Annotated in this window: 18 protein-coding genes; 14 read left to right on the forward strand and 4 right to left on the reverse strand. The window is 65.8% G+C overall.

Going from position 1 to position 18,477, the window contains the following annotated elements:
* Positions 1–403: 403 nt before the first annotated feature.
* The 13 genes from G3545_RS11305 (at position 404) to copD (ending at position 12,146) form a co-directional block, all read left to right on the forward strand.
* Positions 404–1,228 (forward strand): FAD binding domain-containing protein, encoded by an 825-nt coding sequence (locus tag G3545_RS11305; RefSeq protein ID WP_170012598.1) that lies wholly within the window; start codon positions 404–406, stop codon positions 1,226–1,228.
* Positions 1,225–3,924, forward strand: coding sequence for a molybdopterin cofactor-binding domain-containing protein (locus tag G3545_RS11310; protein WP_170012601.1), 2,700 nt, complete (start codon positions 1,225–1,227; stop codon positions 3,922–3,924). Before G3545_RS11305 ends, G3545_RS11310 begins: the two co-directional genes overlap by 4 nt.
* Entirely contained in the window at positions 3,921–4,874 is a 954-nt protein-coding gene (locus G3545_RS11315) for an antibiotic biosynthesis monooxygenase (RefSeq protein WP_170012604.1), read from the forward strand. The genes G3545_RS11310 and G3545_RS11315 overlap by 4 nt, the downstream gene beginning before the upstream one ends.
* 216 nt (positions 4,875–5,090) lie before the next feature.
* Positions 5,091–5,300 (forward strand): cold-shock protein, encoded by a 210-nt coding sequence (locus tag G3545_RS11320; RefSeq protein ID WP_170012606.1) that lies wholly within the window; start codon positions 5,091–5,093, stop codon positions 5,298–5,300.
* Between the two features lie 108 nt (positions 5,301–5,408).
* Complete coding sequence (locus G3545_RS11325) at positions 5,409–5,666, forward strand: hypothetical protein (protein WP_170012608.1); 258 nt, start codon at positions 5,409–5,411, stop codon at positions 5,664–5,666.
* Positions 5,667–5,740: 74 nt separating this feature from the next.
* Positions 5,741–6,097 carry a DUF6481 family protein gene (locus G3545_RS11330; protein ID WP_170012610.1) on the forward strand — a complete coding sequence of 119 codons (357 nt, stop codon included), beginning with the start codon at positions 5,741–5,743 and terminating at the stop codon, positions 6,095–6,097.
* A 236-nt stretch (positions 6,098–6,333) separates the two neighbouring features.
* Positions 6,334–7,185, forward strand: a complete 852-nt coding sequence (locus tag G3545_RS11335; protein WP_170012612.1) for a transglutaminase family protein — start codon at positions 6,334–6,336, stop codon at positions 7,183–7,185.
* Between the two features lie 248 nt (positions 7,186–7,433).
* A complete protein-coding gene (locus G3545_RS11340; RefSeq protein WP_170012614.1) occupies positions 7,434–7,982 on the forward strand; it encodes a DUF305 domain-containing protein in 549 nt (182 codons plus the stop codon).
* Positions 7,983–7,994: 12 nt separating this feature from the next.
* Complete coding sequence (locus G3545_RS11345; protein WP_170012617.1) at positions 7,995–9,482, forward strand: YncE family protein; 1,488 nt, start codon at positions 7,995–7,997, stop codon at positions 9,480–9,482.
* A 94-nt stretch (positions 9,483–9,576) separates the two neighbouring features.
* Positions 9,577–10,107, forward strand: a complete 531-nt coding sequence (locus tag G3545_RS11350) for a sigma-70 family RNA polymerase sigma factor (protein ID WP_246702781.1) — start codon at positions 9,577–9,579, stop codon at positions 10,105–10,107.
* The gene (locus G3545_RS11355) at positions 10,104–10,880 is read left to right on the forward strand and encodes an anti-sigma factor (protein WP_170012620.1); all 777 of its coding nucleotides are present in this window, start codon (positions 10,104–10,106) and stop codon (positions 10,878–10,880) included. Before G3545_RS11350 ends, G3545_RS11355 begins: the two co-directional genes overlap by 4 nt.
* 16 nt (positions 10,881–10,896) lie before the next feature.
* On the forward strand, positions 10,897–11,265 hold the full coding sequence (copC, locus tag G3545_RS11360) for a copper homeostasis periplasmic binding protein CopC (RefSeq protein ID WP_206151417.1): 369 nt from the start codon (positions 10,897–10,899) through the stop codon (positions 11,263–11,265).
* Complete coding sequence (copD, locus tag G3545_RS11365; RefSeq protein WP_170012622.1) at positions 11,262–12,146, forward strand: copper homeostasis membrane protein CopD; 885 nt, start codon at positions 11,262–11,264, stop codon at positions 12,144–12,146. Before copC ends, copD begins: the two co-directional genes overlap by 4 nt.
* Positions 12,147–12,149: 3 nt before the next feature.
* Here the strand turns inward: copD and G3545_RS11370 are convergent, their stop codons facing one another.
* A complete protein-coding gene (locus G3545_RS11370) occupies positions 12,150–13,424 on the reverse strand; it encodes an efflux RND transporter periplasmic adaptor subunit (RefSeq protein WP_170012624.1) in 1,275 nt (424 codons plus the stop codon).
* Positions 13,421–16,606 (reverse strand): efflux RND transporter permease subunit, encoded by a 3,186-nt coding sequence (locus G3545_RS11375; protein WP_170012626.1) that lies wholly within the window; start codon positions 16,604–16,606, stop codon positions 13,421–13,423. Before G3545_RS11375 ends, G3545_RS11370 begins: the two co-directional genes overlap by 4 nt.
* Positions 16,607–16,994: 388 nt before the next feature.
* Between G3545_RS11375 and G3545_RS11380 the strand changes: the two genes are divergently transcribed.
* The gene (locus tag G3545_RS11380; RefSeq protein WP_170012628.1) at positions 16,995–17,228 is read left to right on the forward strand and encodes a hypothetical protein; all 234 of its coding nucleotides are present in this window, start codon (positions 16,995–16,997) and stop codon (positions 17,226–17,228) included.
* A 169-nt stretch (positions 17,229–17,397) separates the two neighbouring features.
* Here the strand turns inward: G3545_RS11380 and G3545_RS11385 are convergent, their stop codons facing one another.
* Together G3545_RS11385 and G3545_RS11390 are read right to left on the reverse strand one after the other, a co-directional pair.
* Positions 17,398–17,628, reverse strand: coding sequence for a hypothetical protein (locus G3545_RS11385; RefSeq protein ID WP_170012630.1), 231 nt, complete (start codon positions 17,626–17,628; stop codon positions 17,398–17,400).
* A 22-nt stretch (positions 17,629–17,650) separates the two neighbouring features.
* Positions 17,651–18,013 carry an AraC family transcriptional regulator gene (locus G3545_RS11390; RefSeq protein ID WP_348644656.1) on the reverse strand — a complete coding sequence of 121 codons (363 nt, stop codon included), beginning with the start codon at positions 18,011–18,013 and terminating at the stop codon, positions 17,651–17,653.
* Positions 18,014–18,477 lie beyond the last annotated feature (464 nt).

The following is an 18,477-nucleotide window of genomic DNA, read 5'->3' on the forward strand; positions in this document are numbered from 1 at the left end:
ACGTGGTCGGATGACGAGCGGTCTGGAATCGGCGCCTCGGCCCAGCCAAGCAACAGTCAACCATATCGCTGCCTTTAATTTTTATAATGTTGATATTTCGAAATGAAGCGGGACATACTATCCGTAATCAGCGATTCATTAGTCGTAAAAATAATAATCATTTTGAGACAAGATGGGGGAAGCAGTGACGGCATATTGCGTGGCCTCGCGCGTGCTCGCGCCGGCACCTTACGCCAGATCAGTCAGCAGCATTCCCCAAAATAGACTCGCCCGACACGTTCAGAACCCCACGCCAGCTTTCGGGGCGGCGACCCTGTCGGCATGGCCTTGAATGAAAGCAGGCTCGCGCGCATCGCGGGCCGTACGCCGACCATCGAAGTGACCATGGCAAGGCAGCTCCCACATGGACATCAACACCATCCGGCATATTGAGCGCCCACGCTCGGCGGACGACGTCACGCTCTGGCGCGACGGGCTGGCCTGGCTCTCCGGCGGCACCTGGCTGTTCTCCGAACCGCAGCCGGCGCTCGATACGCTGATCGACCTTCGCGCCTTCGACTGGCCGGCGCTGACCATCACCGAGGATGGCCTCGACATCGCGGCGACGGCGCGGATCGCCGAACTCGACGCACTGGAATATCCGGCAGCCTGGACCGCGGGTCCGCTGTTCCCGCTCTGCTGCCGCGCTCTGCTGATGTCCTTCAAGATCGCGCACGAGGCGAGCGTCGGCGGCAATATCTGCATGTCGCTGCCGGCCGGAGCGATGATCTCGCTCACCACGGCGCTCGAGGGGATCTATACGCTGCAGCCGCGCGACGCCGCGCCGCGCCAGGTGGCGGCGATCGACTTCGTCACCGGCAACCGCGCCAATGTGCTGGCGCCCGGCGAGTTGCTGCGCAGCATCCACCTGCCGGCCGCGGCGCTGACCAGGCGCTTCGCCTTCCGCCGCTCCTCGCTGACCCATCTCGGCCGCTCGGCGGCGCTGCTGATCGGCACCTCCGGCCCGGACGGCGACCTGCTGCTGACCATCACCGCCTCGACCTTCCGCCCGGTGCAGCTTGGTTTCCCCAAGGCGCCCAGCGCCGCGGACGTGCGGCGCGCCATCGACGCGGCGATCCCGCAGGGGGGCTATTTCGACGACGTCAACGGCCTGCCGGCCTATCGCCGGCACCTCACCTATCATTTCGCCGAACAGATCCGCGCCGAGCTTGCCGGGGGTGCCGCATGAACTACTCGATCGACGGACACGCCTTTTCCGCCGAGCCGAGGGCCGGCCAGTGCCTGCGCACCTTCCTGCGCGAGCGCGGCGACTTCGGCGTCAAGAAGGGCTGCGACCAGGGCGATTGCGGCGCCTGCACCGTGTGGGTCGACGGCGCGCCGATCCATTCCTGCCTGATGCCGGCGTTCCGCGCAGCCGGCCGCGAGATCACCACCATCCAGGGGCTGGCCAACGGCAATGGACTGCACCCGGTGCAGCAGGCCTTCCTCGATGCCCAGGCGTTCCAGTGCGGCTTCTGCGCGGCCGGCATGATCATGACGGTCGCCTCGCTCGATGACGAGCAGCGCGAAGACCTGCCGCGCCACCTCAAGGGCAATCTCTGCCGCTGTACCGGCTACCGCTCGATCCACGACGCCATCAATGGCGTCGTCAATATCGGCGAGGATGTCGCCGGCAGCGCCTGCGGCGCCAGCCTGCCCAATCCGTTCGGCCCGGATATCGTCACCGGCCATGCGCGCTACACCATGGATGTGGCGGTGGCGGACCTCGCCTACCTCAAGGTGCTGCGTTCGCCGCACGCCCATGCCCGCATCACCCGCATCGACCGCACCGCGGCGATGGCGGTGCCGGGCGTGCTGGAGGTGTTCACCTGGGAGGACGTGCCGCGCAAGCTGTACAGCACGGCGACCCATGAGGATCACCTGGTCGATCCGGACGACACCTACATACTCGACGACGTCGTCCGCTTCGTCGGCCAGCGCATCGCCGCGGTGGTCGCCACCAGCGAGGCCGCGGCGGAGGCCGGCTGCCGGGCGCTGGTGGTCGACTACGAGCTATTGCCCGCGGTGTTCGACCCCGAGCTCGCCATGGCACCCGAGGCGCCGGTCCTGCACCGCAAGGGCGGCGAGGCGCGCGGCAATATCTTTGCCGAGATCCATGGCGAGGTCGGCAACGTCGCCAACGGCTTTGCCGAAGCCGATGCCGTGCACGAGCACACCTATTCCACCTCGCGGGTGCAGCATGTGCATCTGGAGACGCACGGCTCGATCGCCTGGAAGGGCGAGGATGGCCGCATCCACGTGCGCACCAGTTCGCAGGCGCCGTTCATCGTCCAGCAGAAGCTCAGCTATCTGTTCGGCATCAATCAGCGGGAGCTGCAGGTCTTCACCGAGCGCGTTGGTGGCGGCTTCGGCGGCAAGCAGGAGATGCTCAGCGAGGATCTCTGCGTCCTCGCCATGCTGAAGATCGGCCGGCCGGTGAAGTGGGAGTTCACCCGCGAGGAGCAGTTCATCGGCGCCAGCACGCGCCACCAGATGACGACACGGGTCAAGATCGGCGCCAAGAGCGACGGCACCCTCACCGCCATCCAGATCCGCGTGGTCTCCAATACCGGCGCCTATGGCAACCATTCCAGCGAGACGCTGGCGGCCTCGCTCTCCAGTCCGATGGCGCTCTATCGTTGCGCCAACAAGAAGGCCGACGGCTACGCGGTCTATACCAACATGGTGCCTGGCGGCGGCTTTCGCGGCTATGGCTCGTCGCAGACCACCTTCGCCATCGAATGCGCCATGGACGACCTGGCGAAGCTCCTGAAGCTCGATCCGGTCGCGCTGCGCCGCACAAACATGATCCGCGACGATGACTGGATCGAATCGGTGTGGAGCGAGACCTCCGACGTCGATATCGGCAGCTACGGCCTCGCAGAATGCGTCGAGATGGTCGAGGCCGGGCTGGCGAGCGGCGAGCGCAAGCCGAAGCCCGAGGGCGCCGACTGGCTGGAGGGCACCGGCATCGCCTTCGCGATGCTGGAATCCGGCCCGCCGACCGAGCATCGCTCCGGCGCGACCATGGAATTGCTGGCCGACGGGCGCTTCCACCTTGCGGTCGGATCGACCGAGATGGGCAATGGCTCGGTGACCTCGCACCGCCAGCTGGCGGCAGGCGTGCTGGGCTCACGGGCCGGCGATATCGAGATCATCAATGCCGACACCGACAAGACGCCGTTCGATACCGGCACCTTCGCCAGCACCGGCACCGTGGTCGCCGGGCAGGCGGTGATGCTGACCGCGCAGGCGCTGCGGCAGAACATCCTGGCCTATGCCGCCCGCAGCACCGGCACCCGGGCGGGCGAATGGGCCATGGAGGGCGGCGCGGTGGCGCGCGGCAATGAACGCATCGCGCTCACCGAGCTTTATGCGCAGGGCACCGCGGCCGGCCACCGCTTCAAGGCGCGGCGCCGGGCCTATCTCGCGCCGCGCACCGTCGCCTTCAATGTGCAGGGCATCCGCCTGGCCGTGCATCGCATCACCGGCGACATCGAGATCCTGCAAAGCGTGCACGCCGCCGATATCGGCCGGCCGATCAATCCGATGCAGTGCCGCGGCCAGATCGACGGCTCGATCTCCATGGGGCTCGGCTGGGCGCTGACCGAGCACATGGACTATGACGACGCCGGCCACATGAAGAACGCCGCCTTGCGCAACTACCGCATACCGAGCTTCGCCGACGTGCCGCGCAGCCAAGTGCTGTTCGCCGGCACCCACGACACCATCGGCCCGCTCGGCGCCAAGGCACAGGGCGAATGCGCGATCAATCCGATTGCGCCGGCGATCTCCAACGCGCTGTTCGATGCCACCGGCGTGCGCTTCGACACCCTGCCCTTCACGCCCGACCGCATCTTCGATCGCCTGCAAGGCGTGTCATGAACGAGACCGTCCCGGGATCCGTCACCATCGTCACGCAGACCCGGGTGCAGCCGGGTTCCGAGGAGGCGTTCGCCGCCTGGCAGGAGGAGACGAGCCTCTTCATCGCCAGGCTGCCGGGCTTCCTCGGGCAGACCGTGATGCGGCCGAGCCCGCCGGCGCAGGTCGACTGGGTGATCCTGCAACGCTTCGTCAGCTCGGCTGCCGCCATCGGCTGGCTCAATTCGCCGGAGCGGCTGGCCCGCATTACCGGCGCACAGCCGATGCTGGTCGGCCGCGACGACATCCACATCGTGCCCGACGGCTCGTCGGGCGTGCTGCCGTCGCCGGTCTCCGCGGTGATATCGACGCGCATCAAGCCCGGCCAGGAGCCGGCCTATCGCGACTGGGAACTGCGCATGGCCTCGGCGCAGAGCCGGGCGAAGGGCTTCCAGGGCTATCGCTTCGAGCCGCCGATCCCGGGCGTGCAGGATGACTGGCTGTCGATCCTGCGATTCGATTCGGAAGCGAACCTCCAAACCTGGCTCGATTCGCCGGAGCGCCAGGCGCTGCTGGCGGAGGCCGAGCCTTTCACGCAGGAATTCCACGCCCGCGTCGCCCGTTCGGGCTTCGATCAATGGTTCGTTTCGCCGGAAAAGGGCCAGTCCGCGCTGCCGGCGTGGAAGCAGAACATGATCGTGCTGCTGCTGCTCTACCCGGTGGTTTATCTGTTCGGCATAGCCGTCATGAACCCGCTGTTGCTGGGATGGGCAGGCCTCGCCCTTCCGATCGCGCTGTTCATCGCCAACGTTGCCAGCATCTGCGCGCTGAACTATCTGGTGCCGTGGACGAGCCAGCGCTTTTCCTGGTGGCTCAACCCGGCACCGCCCTCGCGCGGCAAGGAGTTGCTTGGCGTCGCCATCCATGTCGCCATCTATGCGGCATTGATCGCGGCGTTCACCTTGTTGCGATGAAATCCAACAAAGCCTTGCGCCACAACACGACACGGAAGTTCACGCGGCATCTTGCCATTGCGGCATGAACCATCTATGTTTTGGACATCGATCTTGCACGGCGAACTTTGTTTCGCGCTCTTAGCGCCCTGCGAACTTCCTCTCAAAATCGATCTTTTTGTGCTGCCTGTGTGATGCGGGCGGTTGGAAAACCTATGTCGACTGAAAGGAATCGTTATGGCGACGGGTACTGTGAAGTGGTTTAACGGCCAGAAGGGCTTTGGTTTCATTCAGCCGGACAACGGCGGTCCGGATGTGTTCGTGCACATCTCCGCTGTTGAACGTGCTGGCATGCGCTCCCTCAATGAGGGTCAGAAGGTCAGCTACGAAATCGAGACCGATCGTCGGTCCGGCAAGAGCTCGGCCGGCAACCTTCAGGCCGCGTGAGACATTGCCTCCGGTCTTTGACCACGGATGTACTGGCATTGGCCGTTGAGGCACTTGGGAGAAGGTCGGGTAAGCCCGGCCTTTTTTCGTTTCAGAGGAGCGATACGGATGGCGACAGTCACCAAGGACAACATGTTTCGCTCCAAGTCGGCGACGGAGACGAAGAAGGCGGCCGACAGGGGCGCTCACTCGATCGTCGATCATGAGGCGGCCGTGAGGGATGCCAAGACGGCCCGGCTTCGCCTCGCCAGGCTGGCCAAGGAGGCCGCCGACAAAGAGGCGGCGGTCAATACGCCGGTAGCGCCCCGCCCGGTACGCAAGCGGGCAGCACCGGCCGCCCGCCCGGGAAGCAAGCGGGCATCATAACCAACGATCGCTGCAGGCAGTGGAAGGCGTAGAGGCCTTCAAGAGGCCGGCAGCGCTGGAAACCTACGACAGCAATGAAAAACATCGATACTTTTGCAGAACGCCGCAAGACTGCGCAGAGCGCCAAGGAAAAGCTGCTCGAGCAGTTCAAGTCGCGTCCCAAGGCCGACGATCCGCTGATGCTCGCCAAGGCGGCCGAGCGCAAGGCGCTGGAAGAGGCCCGCGCCGAGCGCAAGGCGGCACGAGAGGCGGAGCAGGCAGCCCAGCTCGCAGAGCAGGCGGCGCGGCGCGAAGCCGACGCAGCGGCGGCGCTCGCCAAGCAGATCCAGGAAGCGGAAGAGCAGATCGCGCGCCACGCCGCCGAGCAGGCCGACCGCAAGGCCAAGCGCGACCAGCGCTATGCCGACCGCAAGATGCGCACCAGCCGCTAGAGCAGGCTCCGCAAAGGTTGCATGCTCCGCAGAAGCTGAACGACCTTTGCGATCGGAACACGCTCCAACGTTTTGAAGCCGGAAGCAGGGTCTTTTCGCTCGGATGATTCCGTCCGAGCGAACGGAGCTCTGCCGCGGTGCAGCATCGTGCCTATCAATTCCCCCGCAGCCGTGTAGGCTACGTAAAGGACAGTATGGCATCGCGCCGGTCGGTCTCGAATTACGGGGGCCTCAGGATGCAGATCCATCTCGGTTACGAACTGACCTATGACTGCCCGCAGCCGACGCCGATGCTGCTGGTCCTGAACATCCATTACAGCCGCGCCTCCGATATCGTCGTCCCCGACTACATCGTCACCCGGCCCGGACTGCCGATCACCGCGTATCGCGACGGCTTTGGCAATTGGTGCAGCCGCATCACCGCTCCGGCGGGGCGCACCGTCATCACCAGCAACGCCGTCATCCGCGACAGCGGCAAGACCGACGTCTATGAGCCGAACGCCGGCCAGCATCCGATCGAGGAGTTGCCGGCGGACGCCCTGGTGTTCCTGCTCGCCAGCCGGCATTGCGAAACCGAGCTGTTGTCCGATACCGCGTGGAGCCTGTTCGGCACCACCGCCCCCGGCTGGGCCAGGGTTCAGGCGGTGTGCGATTTCGTGCATAACCATATCGTCTTCGGCTATGAGCACGCGCGCCCGACCAAGACCGCCTTCGAGGTCTTCCAGGAGCGACAGGGGGTGTGCCGGGACTATGCGCACCTCGCCATCACCTTGTGCCGCTGCCTGAACATCCCGGCGCGCTACTGCACCGGCTATCTCGGCGACATGGGCGTGCCGCCGCCCCACGGCCCGATGGATTTTGCCGGCTGGTTCGAAGCCTATCTCGGCGGGCACTGGTATACCTTCGACGCGCGCAACAACGTGCCGCGGATCGGCCGGGTGCTGATGGCGCGCGGCCGGGACGCCACCGACGTCGCGCTGGTGACCTCGTTCGGACCCAACACCCTGGTCGGGTTCAAGGTATGGACCGACGAGATGGATGCCGCCGCCCTCGGCCACGAGGCTCCACCGCCCAATATCCCAGGCTAGAACAGCAACGCATCCCATCCCAACCGTCATCCCCGGCCAAAGGCGACCTACGGTCGTCTTCTCTCCAGAGGCGCCGAACCAGCAGCTTCGGCTTTCCCTGGGGATCTCGATTCACGCCAGTGCGTCAGAGGCCGAAGCGGCCTGGGCTTCCCCCACTACCGGCGAATATTTCGTGCGATCGCGGAATAATTCTGCCCGCGCCGGGTCAACCCTCCTGAAGGCGGCCGTTGCCGTCTCAAGGAGGCACCATGCGTCATCGCCGTCTCGCGCGTTCAGCGCTGATCGCCCTTGCCGCCGCATTGGCGATATCTGGCGCGCGGGCTGACGACATCACGCCAAAGGACCCGACGGCAACGAAGACCGCCGCCGAAGCCCCGTTCCTTGCCGAGAACGCCACCGCCATGGACCGGATGATGGCGGACATGGACGTCAAGCCGACCGGCGACGTCGATGCCGATTTCGTCGCCATGATGATCCCGCATCACCAGGGCGCCATCGACATGGCGCAGGCGGTGCTGCGCTACGGCAAGAACGAGCAGATCCGGCGCATCGCGCAGGAGATCGTGGTCGAGCAGCAGCAGGAGATCGCGGCGATGCGCCTCGCGCTCGGCCAGCCTCTGCCACCTTCATTGCCGGCACTCACCCAGACCGCGCCCGCGCAAGGCGGTCCTACCCCCGCACACGATCATTCCGCGATGTCGCACATGGGCGCGTCCAATGCGTCCGACATGGATGCGTCCGACGTGGATGCGTCCGACATGGGCGCTTCGATGTCGCCGACCATGCAGATGAAGTAGGAGCCGAAACCGATGAAGAGCCGCCTCATGACCGGCCTGCTGGCCGGTTGCATGCTCATTTGCGCTTTGCCGGCCGTTGCCGGGCAGGCGCCCTTTGCCGCTTCTGCCCCGGACATCCCTCTCAGCAGCCACGACCGCGTCTATGCGGCCGAGCAGTTCTCCAACACCGTGTCCGTCACCGATCCCGCCTCCAACAAGCTGCTCGGCGTGATCCGGCTCGGCGATCCGCAGCCCGGCAATTTCAGCCCGCTCTACAAGGGCCAGGTGCTGGTCCACGGCATGGGCTTCTCGCCCGACCGCACGACCATCGCCGTGGTCTCGATCGGCTCGAACTCCGTCACCTTCATCGACACCGCCACCAATGCGGTGAAGCACACCACCTATGTCGGCCGCTCGCCGCACGAGGCGTTCTTCACCCCCGACGGCAAGGAAGTGTGGGTGACGGTGCGCGGCGAGGATTACGTCGCCGTGCTCGACGGCACGACTTACGAGGAGAAGACCCGCATCAAGCTGCCCAACGGCCCGGGCATGCAGATCTTCTCGCCGGACGGCACCTACGGCTATGTCTGCTCGTCCTTCACGCCGGAGACCGATGTCATCCGCGTCGCCGACCACCAGATCGTCGGCAAGGTGAAGCAGGATAGCCCGTTCTGCCCGAACATCGCCGCCTCGCCGGACGGCAAGCAGGTGTGGTTCACGCTGAAGGATGTCGGCCACACCCAGGTGTTCAATGCGCAGCCGCCGTTCGAGTTGATCAAGACGCTCGATACCGGCCCGATCAGCAACCATGTGAACCTCGTCCACAACGCCAACGGCACCTTCGCCTATGTGACCGTCGGCGGGATCAATGTGGTGAAGGTGTTCCGCACCGACACGTTCGAGCAGGTCGCGACCATCCCGGTCGGCAACCTGCCGCACGGCATCTGGCCGTCGGGCGATGGCAGCCGGGTCTATGTCGGGCTGGAGAATGCCGACGCGCTCGCTGCGATCGACACCCTGACCAATACGGTGGTTGCCACCATCCCGATCGGGCAGGCGCCGCAGGCGGTGACCTATGTGCCCGGCGCGGTACCGAACGGCGACGGCATGGCGAATCTCCAGCCGCTCGGCCTCGCCGGCCAGACCGCCCACCTCCTGCTCGACCCGGCGACCGGCGCTGTCGACAAGGCGCCGACCAGCGTCTCGCTGTTCGACCAGGGCCTGATCCAGGTGCTGCAGGCCTCCGTCACCGGATTGCAGCCAAAGACGCCCTATGTGCTTGCGCTGGCCGGCGAGATGGATGGCAGCGGCCCGCTGCAGCCGCTGGCGGCCTTCATGACCAATCCTGCCGGCTCCGCCATCGTCAATGCCACCGGCCCGATCCGGCAGATCGTGCAAAGCGACAGCAGCGACCAGTTGCGCGTCCTTGTCATCGCCGAGGGCACCGCCGCGGCGCCCGGCACGGTGGTGCAGCGCCAGGGAGCGATGCCGACCCTCGGGCTGAACGGCTCGATGCAATGAACCGACGATAGGCTGAAAAGGCCAGCCGCCCTCCGCCGCGCTTTCGCGCGATCGAGGGCGGCTTCTTCCCGCAACCGTTTCGCCGGACATCGCCATGACGACCGACATGGTCAGTCTCATCGAGCCGCTGATCCCACCATTGCGCCGCTATGCGCGTGCGTTGCTGCGCGACCGCACGGCGGCGGACGATCTGGTGCAGGACTGTCTCGAACGCGCCATCGGCCGCTGGCACCAGCGCCGCTCGGACGGCGATCCGCGCACCTGGATGTTCACCATCCTGCACAACCTGGCCATGACCCGCCTGAGCCGCGCCACCAATCGCTATTTCGTCGCCTTCGAGGAAGCGGACGAGAGTGCCCTCGCCCACCCTCCCTCGCAGGAGGAGGGGCTGCGCTACCGCGAATTGCTTGCGGCGCTGGCCCGACTGCCGGAAGAACAACGCAGCGTGCTGTTGCTGGTCACCGTGGAGGACATCTCCTATGCCGAGACCGCCAAGGTGCTCGACATTCCAGTCGGCACCGTGATGTCGCGCCTGTCGCGCGCCCGGGAGAAGCTGCTGAAGATGATGTCGGAAGAGCCGAAGCGGGACGTGGCTGCGCCGGCGCGGCTGCGGAGAGTGAAATGACGGGCCGCCTGGTCACCGACGACGACCTCAATGGCTTCGTCGACCAGGAACTCGATCCGGTGCGGCAGGCCGAGGTCGCCAGCTATCTCGACGCCCATCCTGAGGCGGCGCGGCGCATCGCTGGCTATCGCAAGCAGCGCGACTTGCTGCGCGCCGCCCTTGCGCCGGTGGTCGAGGAACCGGTGCCGCCGGAGTTCAATCTCGCCGCCATGATCGAAGCCCGAAAGCGCCCTCCCGCCCTACCGCGCTGGGCGATGGTGGCGGCCGTCGCGCTGTTCTGCGTTGGTGCCGGCGGCGGCTGGACGCTGCGCGGGCGCAGCGAACCCCCTTCCAGCGGCATTGCCGCGCTCGCCCGCGAGGCGGCGGAGAGCTATGCGGTCTATGCGCCCGACCGTGTCCGCCCGGTGGAGATGCGGGCGGCGGAGCGCACGCAGTTCGTCGACTGGGCGTCACGGCGGCTCGGCCATACCCTCCGGGTGCCCGACCTCGCCGCTTCCGGCTATCGCTTCATGGGCGGGCGCGTCGTCGCCACCCCCCATGGCCCGGCGGCGCTGTTCATGTATGACGACGACCACGGCACCCGGCTGGTGATGCTGGCCCGTCTGATGGCGACCGAGCAGGACGCGCCGATGGCGCCGCACGCGCAGGACGGCGTCAATGGCTATGCCTGGGCCGATAACGGCGTCGGCTACAGCCTGGTCGGGCCACCCACGCCCGAAGTGCTACACCCCATTGCCGACGAAGTGCGCCGCCAGCTTGGCAGCGACGTCTGATCCCTGAGGACTTCCCATGATGAAGCCGACCATTGCCGTGCTCGCCTTGGCGGGGAGCCTGCTCTCTGCCGGCGAGGCCTGCGCCCATGCCCATTTGCAGGCCGAGACGCCCGCCGCCGACGCCGTCGTGACCAGCGCGCCGGCCGCGCTGTCGCTCGGCTTCTCGGAAGGCCTTGAGATCGGTCTCAGCGGCGTCTCGCTGAAGGCCGCGGACGGCCATATCGTGCCGACCGGCACCGCCACGCTCGCGCCGGGCGATGACAAGCAGATAAGCGTCCCGCTGAATGGCGCGCTCGCCGCCGGCGCCTATACCGTCGAGTGGCACGCGCTCTCCAAGGATGGGCACACCACGCACGGCATTTATCACTTCACCGTCTCGCCTTGATCGATCCGCAGACCGCACTGGCGTTGTGCCGGCTGTGTTTCTACGCCGGGGTCATCGCGACCTATGGCGCCGGCGCATTCACGGCCTGGCTCGCGCCGGGGCGGCTCGGCCGGCAGCTGGCCCTTGCCTCGACCGGGCCTGTCAATGCCGCAGCATTGCTTGCGCTGGGCTCCACCATTGCCTGGCTGCCGCTGGAGGCCGCCACCATCGGATCCTGGCAAAGCGCGCTGGATAGCGGGACGCTCTCGGTCCTGCTGTTCGGCACCGCGATCGGCAGCGTCTGGCTGGTCCGGCTGGTGCTTGCCCTGGCGCTGGCGGCGAGCCTGCTGTGGCCCTCGGCCGATAGGGTCCGCACCGCCCTCGCCGCGTTGCTGCTCGCCAGCCTTGCCCTTGGCGGCCACGCCGCCATGGACGGCGACACGCCACGCGGTGTGGTCCACGTCCTCAATCATGCGGTTCATCTGCTGTCGGGCGGCTTCTGGCTCGGCTCGCTATTGCTGCTACCGGCCTGCCTCACCCGCTTGCGCGACCCCGCCGAATGCAAGGAGGCCGCGGTGGCGCTGCGGCGCTTTTCCCGGGCCGGCCATGTCGCAGTGGCGCTGGTGATTGCGAGCGGGGTGGTCAACACGTTCCTGGTGCTGGGGCGCTGGCCGCTCGACCCCGGCTCGCCCTACCAGATGCTGCTGGCGGCCAAGATCGTGCTGGTCGCCGGCATGACCGGCCTCGCTCTGGTCAATCGCTATGTCTTCGTGCCGGACATAAGGAAACAGCCCGATCGTGCCATCGTCAGGATCCGCGCCGGCACCTATGCGGAACTCGCATTGGGCGCCGGCGTGCTGATCCTGGTCGCGTTCTTCGGGCTGCTCGATCCGGCGGGGTAGGTCTCAGCTCACCGCCGGCTTGGCCTCGGTCTCTGGCCGCACCTGGACCTTGCGGCCCTGGGCGAGGTCGACGGACGGGTTGAGCACCACCTCGTCGCCCGCCTTGACGCCGTCGCTCAGCTCCACTTGCGTGCCGAGGTCACGGGCGATCGAGACCTTGCGCAATTGCACCGCGCCGTCGGCGATGAGCGCGACATGCACGCCCTGGCTGTTGAAGACCACCGCCTCGGCCGGCACCAGCAGCGAGGGCGTCTTGCGCGGAATGTGCAGTTCGACGGTGCCGTATGTCCCGGGCCGGAGCGCGCCGTCCTTGTTGGGGACGTCGACCTCGGTCAGCAAGGTGCGGGTGTCGGGCTGGATGGCATCGGCAATGCGCGTCACCTTGCCCGGGAAGGTCCGGCCCGGCAGCTCCGGCACGCGGATCACCGCCTCGATGCCGGGCTCGACGCCGAACGCCTCGTCCTGGGGCACATAGACCTGGGTGCGGATCACGTCGGCCTGCATGATGGTGAACATGAAGGTGCCGGTGGTGGTGTCGGCCTGTACCAGGCTGCCGACATCGATGTTGCGCTGGGTGATGACGCCGTCGAACGGCGCGACCACGCTCTGATAGGCCTTCTGCTGGTTCAGCACCTGGAGCAGCGCCTGCTGGGCGACGATATTGGCCTGCGCCACGCCGACCGCAGCCTGCTGCGCCTGCAAGGTCAGCCGGTCGGTGTCGCCCTGCTGCTTCGTCACCCAGCCATCCTTCACCAGCGGGGTGTCGCGCTGGTTGGTGACATTGGCGAGTTCCATGTTCGCCTGCGCCTGGTGCAGCGCGGCCTGGTTCTGCGCCAACGTGGCCTGTGCCTGGGCGATCTGGTGGTCGAGCTCGGGCGCGGTAATCTCGGCCAGCAGCTCGCCGGCCTTCACCCGATCGCCGATATCCACATTACGCTTGTCGATATAGCCGCTGGCCCGCGCAAAGATATTGGCGGCTGCGAAAGCCGAGGTGGTGGCCGGCAGGGTGACCACCGATTCGTCGCCGCTGGCCTTCACCGTCGCCACCCGGACACTGGGCACCAGGTCGCGGTCATGGGCGGCGGTCGCGGCCACCTGGTCCTGCCGCATGGTGTAGCCGCGCGCGCCGAAGGCGAGGCCGCAGGTCAGGGTCAGCACCACGCCAAGGCCGAATATCGGCCCGCTCCAGCCCCGGCGGCGGGGCGCCACGGCCTCGGGAACGGGGTCGTTGTTCTCCGGGCCTGTGGTTTCAGGGTCGCTGTTTTTCAGGTCGCTCATGTGGGGTCCTCTTCGAACACGCCATGGGCCGCCTTGCCGTCGCGCCGCGTCTGCAGCAGCGCGAAGAGATACGGCACCAGGAACAGGGTTGCGGGGGTAGCGAACAGCAGGCCGCCGACGACGGCACGGGCGAGAGCAGCGTTCTGCTCCTCCCCTGCCCCGCCGATCGCCATGGGCAGCATGCCGACGATCATCGCCGCTGCCGTCATAAGCACCGGGCGGATACGGGTGTGGCCGGCATCGATCGCCGCCTCGAGCGCGGTCTTGCCGGCGAGTTGCTGCTCGCGGGCGAAAGTGACGAGCAGGATCGAGTTGGCCGAGGCCACGCCCACCGCCATGATCGCCCCCATCAGCGAGGGCACGTTCAGCGTGGTGCCGGTGATGAACAGCATGGTGAGGATGCCGCAGAAGGTCGCCGGCAACGCCAGGATCACCACCAGCGGGTCGCTGAAATTCTGGTAGTTGGTGACCATCAGCAGATAGACGAACACCGCGGCGAACAGCAGGCCGATGCCGAGATTGCGGAACGAGCTGTTCATGCTCTGGATCTGGCCGAGCACCTGGATGTTGTTGCCCGGCGCGAGCTTGGCCTGCTCCTGGCTGACGATCTTGGAGATCTCGGTCGACACGGAGCCGAGATCGCGCCCTTCCGTGCTGGCATAGACCTCATAGACCGGCTGGATATTGCTCTGGTTGGCATTGGCCGGCAGGCTCTCGCGCTTCACCGTCGCGACATTGCTGAGCATGCCGGGTATCGGATCGCCGTTCGGCGAGACGGTGGTGGAAACCGGCGTGCTCTTGAGATCGCCGATCGAGCTCAGCTCGCGCTGGGGGGTCTGGACCGCGATGTAATAGGGGATGCCGGACGTCGGGTCGGTCCAGAAGTTCGGCGACACCTGCTCCGACGAGCTGAGACTCACATTGAGGTTGTTGGCGATGGAGTTGGCGTTCAGCCCGAGCTGGGCGGCACGCGTGCGATCGATATCGGCATAGAGCGCCGGGGAGTCCGCCTCCTGCTGGATATGGGCGTCGGCAATGCCGGGAATGGCGGCGATACGATCGCGCAATTCATTGGCGACCTTGAGATTATTGACCCGGTCATAGCCGACGGTGCGCACGTCGATCTGCGACGGCAGGCCGAAATTGAGGATCTGGGTAACGATGTCGGCCGGCTGGAAATAGAAGATGTCCTCCGGAAACGCCGCCGGCAGCAACTGGCGGAGCTTGTGGATATAATCGGCCGTCGGCTGGTGGCCTTCCTTGAGCTCGACGAAGATCACGCCGTCGTTCGGGCCGATGGTCGAGCCGTCGGTGAAGGCGAGATTATAGGACCGCGCCGGCAGGCCGATATTGTCGACGATGCGCTCGCGTTCGCTCGCCGGGATGACCGCGCGGATCTTGTCCTCGACCGCCTGGAAGATCTGCTCGGTGGTCTCGATCCGCGTGCCCGCCGGGGCCCGGATATGAAGCTGGATCTGCCCGCCATCGATGGCCGGGAAGAAGTCCCGTCCGACATAGACGGAAAGGACCCCGCCAAGCGCCAGCACGGCGACTGCGAACACCGGCACGATCACGCGCCGCCGCAGCAGCACATGGAGCAGGCCGACATAGCCGCTGCGCATGTGCTCGAAGACCCGCTCGAAGCCGGCATGGAAACGGGCAAAGATGCCGCGCGACGGCGCGCCCGGCTCGCCATGGTGCTCGCCCTTGAGCAGCAGGCCGATCATGATCGGGGTCAGCGTGCGCGACAGGCCGTAGGAGGCCAGCATCGCGAACACCACGGCGAGGCCGAGCGGCGTGAACAGGTACTTCGCCGGTCCGTCGAGGAACACCACCGAGGTGAAGACGCAGCAGATGGCGAGCGTCGACACCAGTGTCGGGATGGCGATGCCCGCCGCGCCATGAAGCGTCGCCTGCGGCAGCGGCATGCGCTCCTCGGTGAGCAGGCGATGGGTATTCTCGATGGTGACGGTGGAATCGTCGACCAATATGCCGACCGCGAGCGCGAGGCCGCCGAGCGTCATGGTGTTGAGCGTCTCGCCGAGGAAGTACATCGCCACCAGCGAGGTGAGGATCGCCAGCGGGATCGCCACCATCACCACGATGGTCGAGCGCCAGGAACCGAGGAACAGTAGGATCATCAGCGCTGTCAGCCCGGCCGCGATGCCGGCTTCGCGCAGCACCCCGGTGATCGAGTTCTTCACGAACACCGACTGGTCGAGCAGCGCGTTGATCTCGAGGCCCGGCGGCGCGGTGGCCTGCAGCGTCTTGAGCGCCGCGCGCACATTGTTCACGACGTCCAGCGTCGAGGCGTTGCCGTTCTTGATGATGCTGAGCAGCACCGAGTGCGAGCCGTCCTCGCGCACGATGTTCTGCTGCACCTGCCAGCCATCATGGACCTGGCCGACATCCTTCACGAACACGGTCGCGCCGTTGGCGACCTTGATCGGGATGTTGTTGAGATCGGCGATCGTCGCCGGCGTCGCATTGGTCTGGACGGTGTACTCGGTGTCGCCGATCTTCGCGGTGCCCGCGGGCAGGGTCAGGTTCTGCAGATTGACCGCGTTGACGACGTCGAGCGGCGTCAGTCCCTTCGCCAGCAGCTTGTTCGGATCGATATCGACCATGATCTGGCGATACTTGCCGCCGGCCGGCGTCGGCAAGGTGATGCCGGGGATCGGCGCCAATTGCTGTCGCACGCGGTAGATGCCGTAATCATAGAGCTGCTGTTCGTTGAGCGTGTGCGAGCTCAGGCTGATCTGCAGCACCGGCACGCTCGAGGCGTTGAACTGGACGATGATCGGCGGCTGGATGCCCGGCGGCATCAGCGCGCGGATGGCGTTGGTCGCCGACACGATCTGCGCGATGGCGAGATCGAGATTCACGTCGGGCTGGAAATAGATCTTGGTGAGCGACAGACCGTTCAGGGTCTGCGCTTCCATGTCCTTGATACCGTTGACGTTCGAGCTGATGGAATACTGGCTGTAGGTGGTGACCCGCTCTTCCATTTCCGGCGTGGTGAGGCCGGTGTACTGCCAGATCACCGTCACCACGGGGATGTCGATCTGCGGGAAGATGTCGGTGGGCGTCGCCCGAATCGCGGTCGCGCCAAGAAAGACAATGAGTGCCGCAAGGACGTAGAATGTATATGGGAACCTGAGCGCGAACCGGACGATACCCATACCGAGTCTCCATCAGCCGACAAGCATCACCAGCAGTCCATAGAGCATGGCAAAGCCGACGATCACGGTGAGAAGATAGCGGCGAGCATGTCGACATACATCACGCCAAGTTGGCATAGTCGTCGTCGATATGTATGCGGGAGGTAAACCTTGGTATGTTGTCAAATATTACAGGAATTTAATCCAGACATATATTTACAACTTACTAGATAGGTGTTTTGACCTCTGAAACCGCCGTGGCCGGGATATCATCCTTCGGTATAGGCCGGCTATCTGTATCGCTCAGTTTGATAGACGACGGATTTATTCAATCGGGCAGTCCTTCTCCCTAACTTAAGGGCACCAACAAGCCAGCCGCGATTGCGGGGCGCAAATTAGGAGAAAGATAATGGCCACCAGCAAGATTGCCGCAGCTATTCTGGCTCTCGGCTTCGCTGCTCTTCCGCTCGCCAATGCCGATGCCGCGACCCGGCACCGTGCTCGCCCGGTTCCTCAGCAGCAGCAGCAGCAGCCGGTCTATGAAGGCCGCAATGCCACCCTCCCGTACGACCGCGGCGCTGCCGACAACGGCTCCACTGCGATCCGCCTCCAGGAAGAAGGCAACGCTCGCTCGACGCACTGAGCGATCTGCGTGCTAACGGATCGATAGAGACCCGCCCCTGCCGGCGCACATCGCCGGCAGGGGCGGACTTGGTTTCGCCAAACCAGCCTCCCAGCGACGACCGCGCCCTCTCCCCGACGGGGAGAGGGAATTAAAGCGCAGCGCGTCGGTCACCTCAGCAACAGTCCGCTCACAGCCCGCGACGGCGATGCGGGCCGTTGTCGATCACGACGCGCACATAGGTCAGCGTACCGCTGGAACGGCGGCTGCGGGCCGGCAGCATGTCCGCCAGGTCCGCCAGCGTGGCGAACCTGTCCAGCTTGCGCGAGATCATGTCCCGGCCGGAATAGACCGCGGTGAGCGTGGCCGAACGCACCGGGCGAAAGGCGAGGAATATATCGTTCAGGGACCGCGAGGGCATGTGCCACTCCTTTGTTGGAATGTCAGGCGAAGGCTGGTTCAGGCATGGTCTTGACGGGTACGGTGGGCGGCCTCTCCTCACGGAGCGGGCGCGGCTGGCGCCGCCAGCGACGCGGCGTGGCGCCGACCAGCTTCTTGAAGACCGTGGTGAAATGGGCCTGGGTCTGGAAGCCGACGGCCAGCGCGACCTCGACCAGCGCCTCGCTGGTGCCGCTCAGCAGATGCTGGGCGCGCTCGATGCGCTTGCGCAGCACATAGTCGTGCGGCTTCAGGCCGGTGGCGGCGCGGAACTGGCTGGCGAAGTACATCCGGCTCATGCCTGCGACGACAGCGAGATCGGCTAGCGAAATCGGCTCGGCGAGGTTGGCCTCGACATAGGCGACCACGCGGCTCAACCGCCAATCAGGAAGCGGCGCGATCCGGCGTGGGCGCCCCTCGCCGCCAAACCAGGCCGGCGGTGATGTTCGAGGTGATGAGGGGAGCGCCTGGACCGCCATTGCTTCATGCCTCCTGGACCGCTTGTGTCAGGTGAGCGTCCGAAAAGCAGCGGTGCGAACAGTGTCGTGGAATGCTCGTCGTCGAGAATTCCAGTCATACGACAGTGATCGCTGCTGTACGCGAACGCAGCCCAACACTGAAAACCGGGTACAGAATAGTTCCGCAGGCTCACGGCTCCATTCTACGAGTGTTTCGGGCCGTACATCGTCCGTCTGGCCGGCGCATACCTTGGTATAGGGTCGCTCCGGACGCGATGTGCGTACGTTTGGGACAAGTTCCGCGTACGCTTGGGAAAGCTGCCGTGCGAACTGGAAAGATGCTGCTGACGCTTGCTGGCAAAGGTGACGGATCA

Source organism: Starkeya sp. ORNL1 (assembly GCF_012971745.1).
In the GTDB taxonomy this organism is placed as follows: domain Bacteria; phylum Pseudomonadota; class Alphaproteobacteria; order Rhizobiales; family Xanthobacteraceae; genus Ancylobacter.

Coding starts and splice junctions, on each gene's coding strand:
- G3545_RS11305 (WP_170012598.1), top strand. CDS start 404: ATGGACATCAACACCATCCGGCATATTGAGCGCCCACGCTCGGCGGAC.
- G3545_RS11310 (WP_170012601.1), top strand. CDS start 1,225: ATGAACTACTCGATCGACGGACACGCCTTTTCCGCCGAGCCGAGGGCC.
- G3545_RS11315 (WP_170012604.1), top strand. CDS start 3,921: ATGAACGAGACCGTCCCGGGATCCGTCACCATCGTCACGCAGACCCGG.
- G3545_RS11320 (WP_170012606.1), top strand. CDS start 5,091: ATGGCGACGGGTACTGTGAAGTGGTTTAACGGCCAGAAGGGCTTTGGT.
- G3545_RS11325 (WP_170012608.1), top strand. CDS start 5,409: ATGGCGACAGTCACCAAGGACAACATGTTTCGCTCCAAGTCGGCGACG.
- G3545_RS11330 (WP_170012610.1), top strand. CDS start 5,741: ATGAAAAACATCGATACTTTTGCAGAACGCCGCAAGACTGCGCAGAGC.
- G3545_RS11335 (WP_170012612.1), top strand. CDS start 6,334: ATGCAGATCCATCTCGGTTACGAACTGACCTATGACTGCCCGCAGCCG.
- G3545_RS11340 (WP_170012614.1), top strand. CDS start 7,434: ATGCGTCATCGCCGTCTCGCGCGTTCAGCGCTGATCGCCCTTGCCGCC.
- G3545_RS11345 (WP_170012617.1), top strand. CDS start 7,995: ATGAAGAGCCGCCTCATGACCGGCCTGCTGGCCGGTTGCATGCTCATT.
- G3545_RS11350 (WP_246702781.1), top strand. CDS start 9,577: ATGACGACCGACATGGTCAGTCTCATCGAGCCGCTGATCCCACCATTG.
- G3545_RS11355 (WP_170012620.1), top strand. CDS start 10,104: ATGACGGGCCGCCTGGTCACCGACGACGACCTCAATGGCTTCGTCGAC.
- copC (WP_206151417.1), top strand. CDS start 10,897: ATGATGAAGCCGACCATTGCCGTGCTCGCCTTGGCGGGGAGCCTGCTC.
- G3545_RS11370 (WP_170012624.1), bottom strand. CDS start 13,424: ATGAGCGACCTGAAAAACAGCGACCCTGAAACCACAGGCCCGGAGAAC.
- G3545_RS11375 (WP_170012626.1), bottom strand. CDS start 16,606: ATGGGTATCGTCCGGTTCGCGCTCAGGTTCCCATATACATTCTACGTC.
- G3545_RS11380 (WP_170012628.1), top strand. CDS start 16,995: ATGGCCACCAGCAAGATTGCCGCAGCTATTCTGGCTCTCGGCTTCGCT.
- G3545_RS11385 (WP_170012630.1), bottom strand. CDS start 17,628: ATGCCCTCGCGGTCCCTGAACGATATATTCCTCGCCTTTCGCCCGGTG.